The organism is Priestia endophytica (genome assembly GCF_026790145.1).
Classification (GTDB): domain Bacteria; phylum Bacillota; class Bacilli; order Bacillales; family Bacillaceae_H; genus Bacillus_I; species Bacillus_I endophytica_A.
Map to the genome: position 1 here is coordinate 1 of NZ_JALAMS010000017.1, position 15,784 is coordinate 15,784.

General features: G+C 36.8%; 16 protein-coding genes, 1 tRNA gene, 1 other RNA gene and 1 other annotated feature. Of the genes, 5 read left to right on the forward strand and 13 right to left on the reverse strand.

What is annotated here, in order from left to right:
- Window positions 1–342: 342 nt before the first annotated feature.
- From MOC86_RS13715 to tadA, 7 genes are all read right to left on the reverse strand, one after another.
- Window positions 343–606, reverse strand: a complete 264-nt coding sequence (locus MOC86_RS13715) for a pro-sigmaK processing inhibitor BofA family protein (RefSeq protein WP_268584666.1) — start codon at window positions 604–606, stop codon at window positions 343–345.
- A 125-nt stretch (window positions 607–731) separates the two neighbouring features.
- Entirely contained in the window at window positions 732–956 is a 225-nt protein-coding gene (locus MOC86_RS13720) for a YaaL family protein (RefSeq protein WP_243516051.1), read from the reverse strand.
- 13 nt (window positions 957–969) lie between these two features.
- A complete protein-coding gene (gene recR, locus MOC86_RS13725) occupies window positions 970–1,566 on the reverse strand; it encodes a recombination mediator RecR (RefSeq protein WP_061804493.1) in 597 nt (198 codons plus the stop codon).
- A gap of 9 nt (window positions 1,567–1,575) precedes the next feature.
- Complete coding sequence (locus MOC86_RS13730; protein WP_019395187.1) at window positions 1,576–1,896, reverse strand: YbaB/EbfC family nucleoid-associated protein; 321 nt, start codon at window positions 1,894–1,896, stop codon at window positions 1,576–1,578.
- A 31-nt stretch (window positions 1,897–1,927) separates the two neighbouring features.
- Window positions 1,928–3,613: a DNA polymerase III subunit gamma/tau gene (dnaX, locus tag MOC86_RS13735; protein ID WP_268584667.1), complete on the reverse strand. Its 1,686-nt coding sequence runs from the start codon at window positions 3,611–3,613 to the stop codon at window positions 1,928–1,930.
- Window positions 3,614–3,750: 137 nt separating this feature from the next.
- Window positions 3,751–4,015: signal recognition particle sRNA large type (gene ffs / locus MOC86_RS13740), an RNA gene on the reverse strand.
- Between the two features lie 103 nt (window positions 4,016–4,118).
- The gene (gene tadA, locus MOC86_RS13745; protein ID WP_419146641.1) at window positions 4,119–4,604 is read right to left on the reverse strand and encodes a tRNA adenosine(34) deaminase TadA; all 486 of its coding nucleotides are present in this window, start codon (window positions 4,602–4,604) and stop codon (window positions 4,119–4,121) included.
- Between the two features lie 78 nt (window positions 4,605–4,682).
- On the opposite strand from tadA, the gene MOC86_RS13750 reads away from it, so the two are divergent.
- The 4 genes from MOC86_RS13750 (at window position 4,683) to MOC86_RS13765 (ending at window position 8,003) form a co-directional block, all read left to right on the forward strand.
- Window positions 4,683–5,267: an isochorismatase family cysteine hydrolase gene (locus tag MOC86_RS13750; RefSeq protein ID WP_268584669.1), complete on the forward strand. Its 585-nt coding sequence runs from the start codon at window positions 4,683–4,685 to the stop codon at window positions 5,265–5,267.
- Window positions 5,268–5,291: 24 nt separating this feature from the next.
- Complete coding sequence (locus tag MOC86_RS13755) at window positions 5,292–6,590, forward strand: glycoside hydrolase family 18 protein (RefSeq protein WP_268584670.1); 1,299 nt, start codon at window positions 5,292–5,294, stop codon at window positions 6,588–6,590.
- 125 nt (window positions 6,591–6,715) lie between these two features.
- Window positions 6,716–7,366 (forward strand): deoxynucleoside kinase, encoded by a 651-nt coding sequence (locus MOC86_RS13760; protein WP_268584671.1) that lies wholly within the window; start codon window positions 6,716–6,718, stop codon window positions 7,364–7,366.
- Window positions 7,350–8,003 carry a deoxynucleoside kinase gene (locus MOC86_RS13765; RefSeq protein ID WP_268584672.1) on the forward strand — a complete coding sequence of 218 codons (654 nt, stop codon included), beginning with the start codon at window positions 7,350–7,352 and terminating at the stop codon, window positions 8,001–8,003. Before MOC86_RS13760 ends, MOC86_RS13765 begins: the two co-directional genes overlap by 17 nt.
- Window positions 8,004–8,129: 126 nt before the next feature.
- On the opposite strand, the gene MOC86_RS13770 is transcribed toward MOC86_RS13765, so the two are convergent.
- From MOC86_RS13770 to guaB, 6 genes are all read right to left on the reverse strand, one after another.
- A tRNA-Ser gene (locus MOC86_RS13770) sits at window positions 8,130–8,222 on the reverse strand.
- Between the two features lie 175 nt (window positions 8,223–8,397).
- Entirely contained in the window at window positions 8,398–9,672 is a 1,275-nt protein-coding gene (gene serS, locus MOC86_RS13775) for a serine--tRNA ligase (protein ID WP_268584673.1), read from the reverse strand.
- 63 nt (window positions 9,673–9,735) lie between these two features.
- Window positions 9,736–9,951: a binding site (T-box leader), on the reverse strand.
- Window positions 9,952–10,006: 55 nt separating this feature from the next.
- Entirely contained in the window at window positions 10,007–10,594 is a 588-nt protein-coding gene (gene pdxT / locus MOC86_RS13780) for a pyridoxal 5'-phosphate synthase glutaminase subunit PdxT (protein WP_040058534.1), read from the reverse strand.
- 15 nt (window positions 10,595–10,609) lie between these two features.
- A complete protein-coding gene (gene pdxS, locus MOC86_RS13785) occupies window positions 10,610–11,494 on the reverse strand; it encodes a pyridoxal 5'-phosphate synthase lyase subunit PdxS (RefSeq protein WP_040058535.1) in 885 nt (294 codons plus the stop codon).
- Window positions 11,495–11,689: 195 nt separating this feature from the next.
- Window positions 11,690–13,048 (reverse strand): serine hydrolase, encoded by a 1,359-nt coding sequence (locus MOC86_RS13790; protein ID WP_268584674.1) that lies wholly within the window; start codon window positions 13,046–13,048, stop codon window positions 11,690–11,692.
- 133 nt (window positions 13,049–13,181) lie between these two features.
- Window positions 13,182–14,648, reverse strand: a complete 1,467-nt coding sequence (gene guaB, locus MOC86_RS13795; protein ID WP_268584675.1) for an IMP dehydrogenase — start codon at window positions 14,646–14,648, stop codon at window positions 13,182–13,184.
- Between the two features lie 119 nt (window positions 14,649–14,767).
- Here guaB and MOC86_RS13800 point away from each other — a divergent pair, with 119 nt between their 5' ends.
- On the forward strand, window positions 14,768–15,745 hold the full coding sequence (locus MOC86_RS13800; protein WP_268584676.1) for a YaaC family protein: 978 nt from the start codon (window positions 14,768–14,770) through the stop codon (window positions 15,743–15,745).
- The last annotated feature ends 39 nt before the right edge of the window (window positions 15,746–15,784 follow it).

The following is a 15,784-nucleotide window of genomic DNA, read 5'->3' on the forward strand; positions in this document are numbered from 1 at the left end:
GGCACGCCGCCAGCGTTCGTCCTGAGCCAGGATCAAACTCTCCATAGAAAGTTTGGTTTCATCTTTCGATGTCCATAGCTTGTTGTTTCTTATAAGAAACGTTGTTTTAAAAATAGAATTAACGTTGACGTATTTTGTTCAGTTTTCAAAGAACTTGTCTTAAGCGACTTACTCAGTATAACAAATTCATTAAATTAAGTCAATAACTTTTTTAAAATATTTTTCAACATTTCGTTTCTGTCTTAGCGACGTATATTAATATAACACTTATATTTTATTAGGTCAATAACTTTTTTTAAAAAAAATTAAAAAGAGCAGATTTGAAACATCCGCTCTTTTATATTACATAATCCATAAGTTAATAACAACTAGTGCCCCTATCCCACATACCCCTAACAAACCAGCTACTGCAGTAGTAATTAAATTAATGGGAACATGTAAGCCGAACTGAGCTCCTATGATATTTGCAAAGAAAAGTAAAAGAGCCCCAATTAGGAAACGAACAATACCGTTCCCTAATAATTTAAAAGACTTTTGTATCCCTCCTGTTATTAGGATTAAAAGAATAAGCCCTACTAGTATAGAAACAATCCATATAGGTTCCATCTGCTTCACCTCTTTTAAATGGCTTGTACTATAAGCTTATGTAGAGGAAAAGGAAACATGACTTCACTTTAAAGGGATAATAATTGTTTTCATAAAAAAATGAGGAAGCTATCTTAAATGCTTCCTCATTTTTTTAAATGGATTGTTAAGTTTCTAACCTTAGCTTCTTTTAATAAATACAAGTATTTAATTTCACTCAACTTTGAATTCGCAACAGCCTCTGGCGTAGGATCCAGGCTCTGTTCCATTAAACGACTTCGATAGATTCTTTCCTTTTTCTCTTGAAAGAGTTCATTTAATAGCTTCTGGTTATACTCCTCACGTAACCATCCTTTACGTTTAAACAGCATAATGTTCTACTCCTTAGAGCTCTCTTCGTCCTTCTAGTGCTTTCGATAATGTGACCTCATCAGCATATTCCAAGTCTCCCCCAACAGGAAGGCCATGCGCGATTCTTGTCATTTTAATATTTGTAGGGCGTAATAGTCTTGAAATATACATTGCTGTAGATTCGCCCTCAATATTTGGATTTGTCGCTAGAATAACCTCTTGGATTTCATCATCTTGCAATCGTTTGAGTAAATCAGGAATATTAATATCTTCAGGTCCTATCCCATCCATCGGAGAGATCGCTCCATGTAAAACATGATAAAGACCTTTATATTCCTTCATTTTTTCCATTGCAATAACGTCTTTTGGATCCTGTACAACACAGACGATACTTCGATCACGTCTCTTATCTTCACAGATATAACAAGGGTCTTGATCTGTTATATGTCCACATACAGAACAATAAGAAAGGTTACGCTTAGCATTGACTAATGCTTTAGCAAAATCTAGTACTGTATCTTCCTTCATCGTTAGAACATGGAAAGCTAAACGTACTGCTGTTTTAGGACCTATACCTGGTAACTTCATAAAGCTCTCAATAAGCTTTGAAATCGGTTCTGGATAATGCATAATTTCCTCCTACATGAGGCCTGGGATGTTTAGTCCTTTAGTAAATTGTCCCATTGTTTCATTTGTTAATTCCTCAATTTTCTTCAGGGCATCGTTTGTTGCTGCCATTACAAGATCTTGTAGCATTTCAATATCTTCTGGATCTACAACTTCTTCTTTAATATTAACCTCAATAATTTCTTTTTGGCCATTGACAACAACTGTTACCATACCGCCACCAGCTGTACCTTCAATCTGCTTATCAGCTAATTCCTCTTGTGCTTTTTGCATATCCTTTTGCATTTTTTGCATTTGTTTCATCATTTTTTGCATATTTCCCATTCCACGCATAATTATCTACTCCTTTTTTTATATTTACCCTTTAATCTTGAATCTCCACTAATTCATCTCCAAAAAGTCTTTTAGCCTCAGAAATAAGTGGATCATCAGTCTCTTCGGGTTGTTCTTGTTCATCTCGATGTTCACGAATGAAATTTTCGCGAATACTTTCCCACTGAGATTCAGGTATAGAAATTAAATCTATCTTTTGACCAATCAGAGACTGCAAAATTGTTTCTACATGATCTCGTACAGAGTTATTATTTTCTGCTACCATCTTACAGTGAATCTCATACTTAAATTTTAACACAAAAGCGTCTGAAGAAGAGGCAACAGGTTCACTATTTGCTAAAAGAGCTGCGTGAGAAGCCTTATTTTGCTTTCTCAACATATCAAGAACCTCAGCCCAATTCTGTTTGATCTTCTCTAACTCTTTTTTAGTTGCCTTCTTAAGCACTTCATTAATACGCCCTGTTGGAGCTTTATATTGCTGTTTACTAGAGCGCGGAACATTTTCTTTTGGTTTTGAGGCTTCTTCGCTTTCTCTAATAACAACACCCTGCTCCTGAATTTTGCTAAGCTGTCCCTCTAAGAGTTGAACCTTTTGCAAAAGTTTCCCAACATCTCCCGAAGATTCCTTCTGTGGATTCTGCTGACAGAGTTTCACTAATGCTACTTCTAGTAAAACTCGAGGGTGATTTGTCCATTTCATTTCCTGCTGAACTTCGTTAAGACTGCGAATAATTTCATGAATCTCCGCACCCTGCACAGATTCACTAAGAGAAATAAACCCATCATGAATAACAGCACGTTGCAACAAGTCCTGATTATGAATGCCTGTTTTATAAAGAAGAAGATCACGATAATAAAAAATTAGATCTTCAATAAAACGAGCAGGGTCTTTTCCATTTTGGACAATATCATTAACATTTGTTAAAGCTTGAGAAACTTCTCTTTCTGCAATTGCCTCAACAACTTCTTCTAGAAATTGCTGAGATACTGCTCCTGTAATAGATAGTACATCATCAATATTTACTTTCTCATCGCTATAGGAAATAGCTTGATCTAATAAACTTAATGCATCTCGCATTCCACCATCAGCCGCTCTTGCTACAGCATAAAGAGCTTCCTCTTCTACAGGGGTGTTTTGATCTTCTAAAATTTTCTTCATCCGATATACAATTTCATCTGATGTGATACGTTTAAAATCAAAACGCTGACAACGAGAAATAATAGTGAGTGGAATCTTATGAGGTTCAGTTGTTGCCAAAATAAAAATAACATGTGGTGGTGGCTCTTCCAATGTTTTCAATAGTGCGTTGAAAGCCCCTATGGAAAGCATATGAACCTCATCAATGATATACACTTTATAACGAACAGCACTTGGTGCATATTTGACTTTGTCACGAATATCTCGAATTTCATCAACGCCATTATTTGAAGCTGCGTCAATTTCAATCACATCTGAAATAGAACCATCCATAATCCCTCTACATGCTGCACATTGATTGCACGGTTCACTCACAGGTGCATGTTCACAGTTTACAGCTTTGGATAAAATTTTAGCTGCTGTAGTTTTCCCTGTTCCACGCGGTCCTGAGAAGAGGTAAGCATGTGAGAATTTCTGTTGAATTAAAGCATTTTTTAATGTTTTTACAATATGTTTCTGACCGACTACATCCTCAAAGGATTGAGGGCGATAAACACGATAGAGTGCTTGATATGCCAACCGATACCCTCCTTGATCAAACTTTATTATGTATTATTATATCTTATTATAGAACGATATTCCAAAATGATTCTTCCTTCTTATACAATAAAACAGCCTACTCTAAAAGAGTAGACTGTTATTATATGTATGAAGTACCGTGCACCTTCTGTCGACTAGTTGCCCCAGGCGTTACTTAAGCAGTTAGCTCGGTTCAGGCAACCCTACGGCACATGAAAGGTTCCACTTACTGCTGCTTCCTTCCGGACCTGACAGGGTTCATGGATTTTCATTGCGTAGGACCAAAACGTCAACACCACTTACTTAAGGCAGACCCTAAAGCAGACTAGCCTCGAGAAGGGATTCAGCCTCGCTTGAGCGGATTGCGAGTACAGGGCACCGCTACCTCCCCGCCTAGCACGGCAAAATTGTAACCAATTTTTAAGGCACCGTTTGTTGGTGCATGTCTTAGTATAAATGTTTTTAATCAAAAATGCAACGTATAGATACTGTAAATATTTTGAATTTAAGAATGAGTCTTCTTGCTAGCCTTTTGCTTAGCTCTTAGTGACCGAAAGAAATCTGTTAAAAGTCGACCACACTCTTCTTCCATCACCCCGCCAACAACTTCTGCTCTATGATTAAACCGTTCATCTTGAAGAAGGTTCATAAGGGTTCCCGCACACCCTCCTTTAGGATCATAAGCTCCAAAAACAACACGCTTCACTCTAGACATAATGATGCTTCCTGCACACATTGGACAAGGTTCAAGAGTAACATAAAGAGTTGCATCTTCTAATCGCCAAGAACCTGTTTTATGACAGGCTTCATCAATAGCTAAAAGTTCAGCATGAGCAATGGAACGCTGCGCTGTTTCTCTGAGGTTATGGGCTCTTCCAACAATTTCCCCATCCATTACAACAATCGCTCCAATGGGTACTTCATGTTTTTCCTCCGCTTTCTTTGCTTCTTCTATTGCTTCTAACATGTACTGATAATCTGTTTCCTCCATCACTTTTATCCTTTCTCATGTTTTTATACGTTTGAGCCACACTATAAAGTAACACTTTATTTTAACAAGGAGCATTTTATGAATGAATTAAAAAATCCTGCTTTAATTATTATTGATATGATTAATGACTTTCAATTTGAACTAGGACAAGAACTTGCTCAACAAGCTCAAAAAATCGTCCCCTATATTACAATGTTAAAAGAGATATGCTACAAAAAAGGAATTCCTGTCATCTATATTAATGACCATTATAACTTATGGCAAGCAAACCTAGATGTGATCTTAAAGAATTGCCACAATAAACGCAGCTCGCAAATCCTTGAAAAAATCAAACCAAAAGAAGACGATTTTTTTCTTATCAAACCAAAACACTCCATCTTCTACGGTACAGCCCTAAATGTTCTTCTTGAAGAGCTTTCGGTTGAGAGTTTGATTCTAACAGGGATTGCTGGAAACATATGCGTTCTTTTTTCAGCTAACGATGCTTATATGAGAAAATACCCTCTATTTATCCCTTCTGATTGTATTGCTTCAAATGTGGAGGAAGACAATATATTCGCACTTCAGATGATGAAAAATGTATTAGGGGCCTCAACTGATTGTCATCAATCCTTAATTGAACTCTTGTCATCAATTCACCCTTCATATAATAGGCTAAAGTAAGACTTATTGTATAGGAGGATAGCTATGCAAATTTATGTTGTGAAATCTGGAGATACTGTGTCTGGCATTGCTAGACAATTTAATATTCCGGCCTCAAGATTAGCAAGTGTAAACCAATTACCTGATCCAAATCGCCTTGTTGTTGGTCAGGCGATTGTTATCCCTATTGTAGGAGAGTATTATGTTGTTCAAAGAGGTGATACGTTATGGCAGATTGGTCAAAAATTCAATATTAGCTACCAGCGTTTAGCTTCTGTTAACAACATACCCGTAACAAGACCACTTACGGTTGGTACACGTCTTTATATTCCCCCTGCTCCAAAGCGTGAAGGAGAATTCTATGGGTACGTTGACTCAAGTCGTCGTACAATTACTGCCGATGTAGAAAGACAAATTAACGATAGTGCAAGAGCATTATCGTACATAGGTCCTTCAAGTTTTGAAGCAAAACGAGATGGTTCTCTGAGTGCCCCTAATCTAAATAACTTTAGGTCTATTGCTGAAAACAATCGGCTTATTTATTCAATGGTCATCACTAACATTGAAGAAGGAGCTTTCAATGAAGAATTAGGCCATATTCTACTAACAAATACAGCTGTTCAAAATACACTCCTAAATAATATTGTGACAACTGCAAAAGCTAACAACTTCCGTGATATCCATTTTGATTTTGAATTTCTTCGTGCAGAAGACAGAGAATCTTATAATAATTTTTTAAGAAAAGCAAGAGATCGATTTAAGCAAGAAGGGTGGTTAATTTCCACGGCACTTGCTCCGAAAACAAGTGCTACTCAACAAGGGCAATGGTATGAAGCACATGATTATAAAGCACATGGAGAAATTGTAGACTTTGTCATATTAATGACTTATGAGTGGGGATATAGTGGAGGTCCGCCACTTGCTGTTTCTCCTATTAATCAAGTCCAAAAAGTAATTGAATATGCTGTAACTGAAATACCAGCTTCTAAAATATTAATGGGACAAAATTTATATGGCTATGATTGGACTCTTCCATATAAGCAGGGAAACCCACCTGCTAAAGCCTATAGCGCTCAAAGAGCTTTGGAAATTGCCTATCAATATAATACATCGATTCAATATAGCACTACTTCCCAAGCCCCTTATTATAATTATAGAGATGAACAAGGCAGGGAACATGTTGTTTGGTTTGAGGACGCTCGGTCCATTCAACGTAAATTTGATTTGGTCAAACAGTTTGAATTACGTGGTGTTGCCTATTGGAAGTTAGGACTTCCTTTCCCACAAAACTGGCTTCTCATTCTGAAAAACTTCAATGTCAGAAAATTTGACTCTCAATCTTAAAAGCAATCTTAGCTCTTTTATTCTCTCTTATTAGAGTCCTCCTGTGGTACAATATCCTTTGCGTGTTCATACGACATCCCTATTCCCCTCATAGGGAAAGGTTATATAAACAGGAGGACTATATTATGAATTCTACTCCCTTCATTGCTGTTGAGGGACCTATAGGTGTAGGCAAAACTTCACTTTCCCATAGATTAGCAACATACCTACAGTTTCATTTACTACGAGAAATTGTTGAAGAAAACCCTTTTCTCAAAGATTTTTATCAAAATATTGATGAATGGAGCTTTCAAACAGAAATGTTTTTTCTATGTAATCGTTATAAACAATTGGAAGATGTTGAAGCCCGCTTTCTTACAAAACAAAAGCCTGTTGTTGCAGACTATCATGTGTTAAAAAACATAGTGTTTGCTAAACGAACGTTACACATGAAACATTATAATAAATATGAACGTGTGTATAGGGTGTTAACTGAAGACTTACCAATGCCTAATATTATTGTTTATTTAAACGCTAGTTTAGAGACATTACTAAAAAGAATCTCTAAACGTGGACGTGATATTGAGCAAGACATAAACCACACATACCTTCTTAATTTAAAAGAGGATTACGAAAAAATGTTTGTACAATTTAAACAAAAACACCCTCACATTCCTGTACTTGAGTTTGATGGTGATAAAATTGATTTTGTAAATCGGGAAGAAGATTTCCAACACATTATTGATATTCTTAAGCCCGCATTGTTAAAGGAGTTTCCAAATGAATTTAAACGCTAAATATAACATTCCAAAAGATTCTGTTATTACTGTAGCCGGAACTGTCGGAATAGGAAAATCAACTTTCACAAAAGTATTAGCAGAAGCATTAGATTTTCAAACCTCTTTTGAGAAAGTAGACAACAACCCATATTTAGATTCTTTTTATCATGATTTCGAACGTTGGAGTTTTCATCTGCAAATTTATTTTTTAGCAGAGCGCTTTAAAGAACAAAAGAAAATGTTTGAAGATGGTGGTGGTTTTGTTCAAGACCGTTCTATTTATGAAGACACTGGAATATTCGCTAGAATGCATTACGAAAAAGGCACAATGACTCCTGTTGATTATGAAACATACAGAAGCTTGTTTGATGCAATGGTTTTAACACCTTATTTTCCTAAACCTACGCTTCTTATTTATTTAGAAGGAAATCTAGAACAAATTATTCAGCGAATTCGAAAACGAGGACGAGCAATGGAACAAAAAACTCCCCTCTCGTACTGGGAAGAAATGCACAATCGCTATGAAAATTGGATTAATTCATTCAATGCTTGCCCTGTGCTTCGCCTAAATATTTCAGACTATGATTTATTGGAAGACCCAACTTCTATTGAAAACATTATCGAGAAGATATCTCAAACTATAAATAATCATTAAAAAAAGACAAAGCATCCTATCAGGGTGCTTTGTCTTTTTGTCACTTTAATATACAAAAAACTCGCTACATCATATGCAACGAGTTCCAATCTCCAATTTATATGCGCTATCTTTAATTTGTAATAATGGAGGAGGAAGGGGGATTCGAACCCCCGCGGGTTTTGACACCCCTGTCGGTTTTCAAGACCGATCCCTTCAGCCGGACTTGGGTATTCCTCCGTTTCGACAAGAATAAATATATCATCATTTTCTACATTCGTCAACAACTTTATACATTTTTTTTAGAAAAATGCTGATTTTCTTCTTTTCTATAAAGTATAACCCTAGTCTCTCTTTTTACTCTAAAAAAAAGAGACTAGAAAACTGTTGGTTATTCTTGCCTCTTTTTTAGAAATTATTTAATTACAGATCGATTTCCCATGTATGGACGTAACACTTCTGGAATTACAATAGAACCATCTTCTTGTTGGTAATTTTCTAAAATAGCCGCAACAGTACGCCCAATTGCAAGACCAGATCCATTTAGCGTATGCACATGCTCAGGTTTTCCATTTGTTTCACGGCGGAAACGAATATTTGCACGACGTGCTTGGAAACCTTCAAAGTTTGAACAAGAAGAGATTTCACGGTATGTTCCATAGCTTGGTAACCATACTTCAATATCATACTTTTTAGCTGCTGTGAAACCTAGATCACCTGTACACATGCTCATAACGCGATATGGAAGACCTAGAAGTTGAAGTACCTTTTCAGCATGACCTGTTAATTTCTCGAGTTCGTCATAAGAATCTTCAGGTTTAACAAAACGAACAAGTTCTACTTTATTGAATTGATGTTGACGGATAAGACCACGTGTATCACGCCCTGCAGAACCTGCTTCAGAACGGAAGCATGTGCTATATGCTGCATAGCTTACTGGAAGCTGATCTCCTTTTAAAATCTCATAGCGATGAAGATTAGTGACAGGCACCTCTGACGTCGGAATTAAGAAATAATCTTCCTTCTCGATTAAAAATGCATCTTCTTCAAACTTTGGAAGCTGTCCTGTTCCTGTCATGCTTGCTCTATTCACCATGTATGGAGGTAAGATTTCCTCATATCCATGCTCATCAATATGAAGGTTCAACATAAAGTTAATTAACGCTCGCTCAAGTCTTGCCCCAAGTCCTTTATAAAATACAAAACGACTTCCAGTTACTTTAGCAGCACGCTCAAAATCTAACAATTCTAAGTCTGTTGCTAAATCCCAATGTGGTTTGGCCTCAAATGCAAACTGAGGAACTTCTCCCCACGCTCTTACTTCTACATTATCATCTTCTGTTTCTCCAACTGGCACAGTTTCATGTGGAACATTTGGAATAGAAAGAAGGAGTTGTTGAAGTTTCTCTTCAACAGAACGTAATTCTTCATCAAGAGCTTTTACTTTATCTCCTACTTCTCGCATTTCTGCAATAAGATGATCCGCGTCTTTCTTCTCTCTCTTTAGCACTGCTACTTGCTGTGATACTTCGTTTCTTTTACTTTTAAGCTCTTCTGTTTGAGCAATAAGCTCACGACGCTTGCTATCTAGTTCTTCAAATGCTCCAAGATCTGTTAAATCTTCTCCTCGATGTTGAAGCTTTTCTTTTACTTCTTGAAAATTTTTGCGTAAGAATTTTAAATCTAACATGTTTTTAACTCCTTTACATTAATAATTAAGGCAAATAAAAAACTCTCGTCCCTTACATTATATGTAAGGGACGAGAGTTACCCGCGTTGCCACCCTAGTTGAAAGAGACTGATGTCTCTTTCCACTTTATAAAATAACGGTTTAACACCGAAATTGCCTACTGCATTGTTCAACAATTCACTCCAGGATGGATTCATAAGCTCTATCTACTAGTTTGCACCAACCACTAGCTCTCTTAAAGATAAGAGTCTTATTACTATTTCCCTTCAACGTGCTAGCTATATTCAACTTATACATCATAATGTACTATAAGTTTTAACTTGTTGCAATGCTTTTATACTGTCTCTTTAGAAGATGTTTCCACCATTTGTACAAAATGCTGTGCAAGGCGATAATCATCTGTTAACTCTGGATGGAAAGAACAGCCTAGGAATGAACCTTGCTGAGCTGCTACAATTCGATCTCCATGCATTGCTAACACTTCAACATCTTGTCCAACTTCCACAATATGTGGAGCACGGATAAAGACTCCAATAAAGTCTTCTCCAACACCTTTAATGGATAATGCAGCTTCAAAGCTCTCCCTTTGACGTCCAAAAGAATTGCGTTCCACTTTAATATCCATAACTCCTAGGTGTGGTTCACTATAACCAACAAGATCACTAGCTAATAAGATCAAGCCAGCACATGTGCCAAACATAGGTTTTTTTTGAGCAGCAAATGCTTTTAGTGGCTCCATGAACCCATACTTATCAATAAGGCGTCTCATTGTTGTACTTTCTCCACCTGGGAGTACAAGACCATCGATACTTTCTAGCTGTTCGACTTTTTTTACTAAAACAACTTCTGCTCCAGCACGTTCAAAAGCCTTTGCATGTTCTCTTACTGCACCTTGCAAAGCAAGTATACCGATTGTTGTCATAAAACCAGACCTTTCTTACCAGCCACGCTCTTGCATACGATTTTCTGGTAATAGTGTTGAAATTTCAATCCCTTTCATGGCATTACCAAGTCCTTTTGAGAGGCTTGCAATCAATTCATAATCTTGATAATGTGTTGTTGCTTCCACGATAGCACGAGCAAACTTAGCTGGATTGTCGGATTTGAAGATCCCTGAACCTACAAATACCCCATCTGCTCCAAGCTGCATCATAAGCGCTGCATCTGCTGGTGTAGCTACACCACCTGCTGCGAAGTTTACAACAGGAAGACGTCCCTCTTCCTTAATTTGAAGAAGAAGTTCAAATGGAGCCCCAAGATTTTTAGCTTCTGTCATCAGCTCATCTTCATTCATACCTACTACCTTACGAACTTGAGCATTCACCTTACGAATATGACGAACAGCCTCTACAATATTCCCTGTACCTGGCTCCCCTTTTGTGCGAAGCATAGAAGCTCCTTCGCCAATACGACGCGCTGCTTCGCCTAAATCACGACATCCACAAACAAATGGTACTGTGAAGTCACTCTTATACAAGTGAAACTCTTCATCTGCAGGAGTTAATACTTCACTTTCATCAATATAGTCAACTCCCATTGCTTCAAGAACGCGAGCCTCTACAATATGTCCGATACGCGCCTTTGCCATAACAGGAATAGAAACAGCATTTACTACTTCCTCAACAATAGTTGGATCTGCCATACGAGCAACTCCACCTGCTGCACGGATATCAGCTGGCACACGCTCAAGTGCCATAACAGCTACTGCTCCAGCTTCCTCTGCAATTTTAGCTTGCTCAGCGTTAATAACATCCATAATAACGCCGCCTTTTTGCATTTCTGCCATACCTCTTTTAACACGATCTGTTCCACGGTTGTTCATGTTGATATTCCCTCCTACTAAGAGTCAAGCCAATGTAATAATGTTTAATTTGAATATACACTATTTAGACAATTCAAATTCCTATTTTTCATTCTACATGATTTCTTAACAAAATCCTATCTAAATTCAGTAGATAGTTTAATCAAAAAAAGAAGAATGCATCTGGTAATTTAAACCATCAGCATTCTTCTTATATCAAAACCAGCCTTTAACCATGTTTGCAGCACTTGTCCACATGTCAGCAAAGAAGTCTCCGATACTTCTGAACATAAGTGAGAACCAATTAGCTTTGTCAATATCTTCTTTCATCACAATAGGAACTCCTGACTGGTTATCCCCATCAGTTGTTAAATATCCAAATTGATCATTCTTGTACTTAACATTGATATATCCAACTTCTTCTCCCTTTTTGATTGGAGCAATAAGTTTTCCATCGTTATTTAATTTCTTCTCATTTACTACAAGTTCTGTTTCAACAGCTTTTTTAGCATTTTTTCCTTTTTCAACAACTACTTTTAACGGCTCTTTTGTAGTTACTTTAGCTTCTTTTTCATTTCCTTTTGCAACTTTTACTTTTTCTTTCAAAGTATAGCCAGCAGGATGAAGAGTTTTTACTTCAAAGTTATCAAAAGCATAGTCTAAAAGCTTTGCTGTTTCGCTGAACCTTGCTTCATAGGATTCTTGTCCATGATCTTTTGCATCCATTACAACTGTTATATAACGTGCTCCGTCCTTCTCAGCGGTTCCTGTGAAACAATAGCCTGCAAAATCTGTACTACCTGTTTTCAGACCATCTACTTCTGCCTTTTCATATTCATAAACAAGTCCTGGAAGCATCCAGTTCCAGCTTTTCATTTGCGTTTCACCATTTTTTCCTTTATGAAACGTTTTCTCTTTTAGTTTAGAGGTTTCTAATACTTCTGGATAATCATTAATAAGATGTGAAGCAAGTTTAGCAGTTGAACGAGCTGAGACTAAATTCTCATCACTTGCTTTTGTTCCTTTAGGGTGCATCCCTTGTAAATCACTATTTGAAAGACCTGTTGCATTCACAAACTTCGCATCTTTCATTCCAAGTTCTCGAGCTTTCTCATTCATCATTTTAACAAAATTGGTTTCATTTCCTGCAATCTTCTCTGCAATTGCAATTGATGCACCGTTTGCTGAATACATAGACATTGCTTCGAAAAGCTCTCTTAACGTATATTTTTCCCCTTTAGCAAGAGGTACATTAGATAAACTTAAATTTTGCGAAATCTTATAAGCATAATCACTTGGCTCATATGTATCATCCCAGCTTAATTTGCCTTCGTGGATATTTTCTAGCAATAAATATTCTGTCATCATCTTTGTCATGCTTGCAATGCCTCGCACTGCATCTGCATCTTTTTCATATAAAACTTTTCCTGTTTGAGCTTCCACTAAAATAGCTGCACCTGATTCTAGATTTGGTTTATCTACTTCCTGTGCATGAGCAATCGGTGCTACTATCCACAGCTGTAGCACTAAGAGGCTCGCTACTATCCCTACAAATAAACGTTGTGTTAATTTCACTTTTTACCCTCCAAAGTCATGTTCACATAAGCGTTATTTTACCATAGGGAACTTTAAATGAATAGGTCTATAGGTCATGCTTTCCAAGGAAATAAAAAATGCCCTACCTGAAATGGTAGAGCATTTTTGCCGGTTAGCGTAAAGAATAATTTGGTGATTCTTTTGTAATTTGCACATCATGTGGGTGACTTTCGTGTAAACCGGCACCAGTCATACGAACAAATTGTGCTTGTTCACGAAGAGCTTCTAGGTTTTTACTTCCACAGTACCCCATACCTGATTTTAATCCACCTGTCATTTGGTAGATTGTTTCAGAAACTGGTCCTTTATAAGGAACACGTCCTTCAATACCTTCTGGCACGAATTTTTTATTATCTTCTTGGAAATAGCGATCTTTACTTCCCTGCTCCATTGCACTGACAGAACCCATACCGCGGTATACTTTAAAACGTCTACCTTGATAAATTTCTGTTTCTCCAGGGCTTTCAGAAGTTCCTGCAAGCAAGCTTCCTAACATTACAACGTGACCACCAGCAGCAAGAGCTTTAACGATATCACCAGAATATTTAATGCCTCCGTCAGCAATAACTGGTATACCGTGCTTTCGTGCCTCTGTTGCACAGTCATATACTGCTGTAATTTGTGGAACACCAACACCTGCTACAACACGAGTTGTACAAATTGAACCAGGTCCAATACCAACTTTAATAACATCTGCTCCTGCTTCAATTAAATCTCTTGTTGCTTCTGCAGTTGCTACATTACCAGCAATAATATTAAGATCTGGATATGCAGCGCGGATTTGTTTAACAGATTCTAGTACGCCTTTTGAATGTCCATGTGCTGTATCTAAAACGATAACATCTACACCAGCTTGTACAAGTTTTTCAACACGAATCATTGTATCAGCTGTTACTCCAACAGCAGCTCCAACAATCAATCGTCCATGTGGGTCTTTTGCAGAGTTTGGAAACTCAATAACTTTTTCAATATCCTTGATTGTAATGAGACCTTTTAAAACATTGTCTTCATTTACAAGAGGAAGTTTTTCAATCTTATATTGCTGTAAAATCTGTTCTGCTTCTTGTAATGTTGTTCCAACAGGAGCTGTAACAAGATCTTCTTTCGTCATAACGTCTTTAATTTTAATTGAGTAATCTTGAATAAAACGAAGATCACGATTGGTTAAGATCCCAACTAATTTTTGTTCTTCCTCGTTATTAACAATTGGAACACCTGAAATACGATATTTTCCCATAAGATGCTCAGCATCAAAAACTTGATGTTCTGGTGTTAGGAAAAATGGATCTGTAATAACCCCGCGTTCAGAACGCTTTACTTTGTCAACTTGCTCTGCTTGTTGTTCGATAGACATGTTCTTATGGATGATCCCTAAACCGCCTTGTCGAGCCATTGCCATTGCCATATCAGCTTCAGTTACAGTGTCCATTCCTGCACTAATGAATGGCAAATTAAGTTTCAACGTTTTTGTTAACGTTACACTTAAGTCTACATCCTTTGGTAAAACCTCTGATTTTGCTGGAACAAGTAGCACATCATCAAATGTAAGACCTTCTTTTGCAAATTTTGATTCCCACATGATAAATAAATCCTCCTTTAAACGCCAAAATATTATTAGTAGATTAACAAGCCAACCCTTGTTATGTCAACAAGATTGAGATATGTTAGATTATTCAAAAAAGTGAGGTGTTAATATTTATGAACGATCAACAGGACATATGGAGCGATTTGTCCGTGTTTTATGCCGCTCCTTTTACTCAAGATTTTCTATCTCATCACTATAGTCAGAAACTAAATAAAGTAGATGCGGAAAAGAAAAGTTTCGAGAACTGTTATCCCTTTATTTATTATCTAGAGCACAGTAAAAATTATTACAAATTAGCAGAGCAAGCTCCCCTATCTATTCAACCAATGTTGCTTTTTTATGGTATTAGTCAACTGTTGAAAGCATGCCTTCTTGTGAAAGACAGTCAATATCCTGCTAATACTTCTATCTTAGCACATGGAGTTTCAACGAGAAAAAGAAAAAAGCAAGATTACAAATTTCTTGATGATGAGGTAAAAATACAAAAAAGCGGACTATTCCCCCATATTGATCAAACTTTATTTAATTTAGGGGTATTAGAACATGAGAAGTACTCGATGAAAGAATTGCTTATTCAAATTCCTGAAACTCATCAACTTTTTAAATATTTATACAGAAGAGAAGTCTCTCATGTTTTTGGATCGATTCATGACGATCGGTGGGTGTTTTCTGATCTTGCCTTTGATTATTACAAGATGAGTGAAAGAAGATTTCATGAATATTTTTATTCGCACTTAAGACCCCAACTAATTGACATAGATATGTTAGCAGAGCGAGAAATCAATCCACGTCTTTTAAAAAAAGAAGCACTTCTTCACTGCGCTCCTTTTTCTTATTCTCTAGAAGAAGATGTATATTGTTTTCCTTTTATTAAACCACTAAGTCGAATGCTACCTGAAATATTAGTACACTATCTTCTGCTTTACAATTTAAGTATGATTTCTCGTTATGAAACAGAATGGTGGTATGAACTTCTTCATTCATATAGTTCCAAAGATTATCCATTTATTATTAAATTCCTTGAGGTAACTAAAATAAAGAGTCCATTCTTACTGAAAAATTTCTTGTTGTCTTATACAAAAAAAGACTGATCTATAAAAGATCAGCCTTTTTTGTATGGTGCCTGGCAA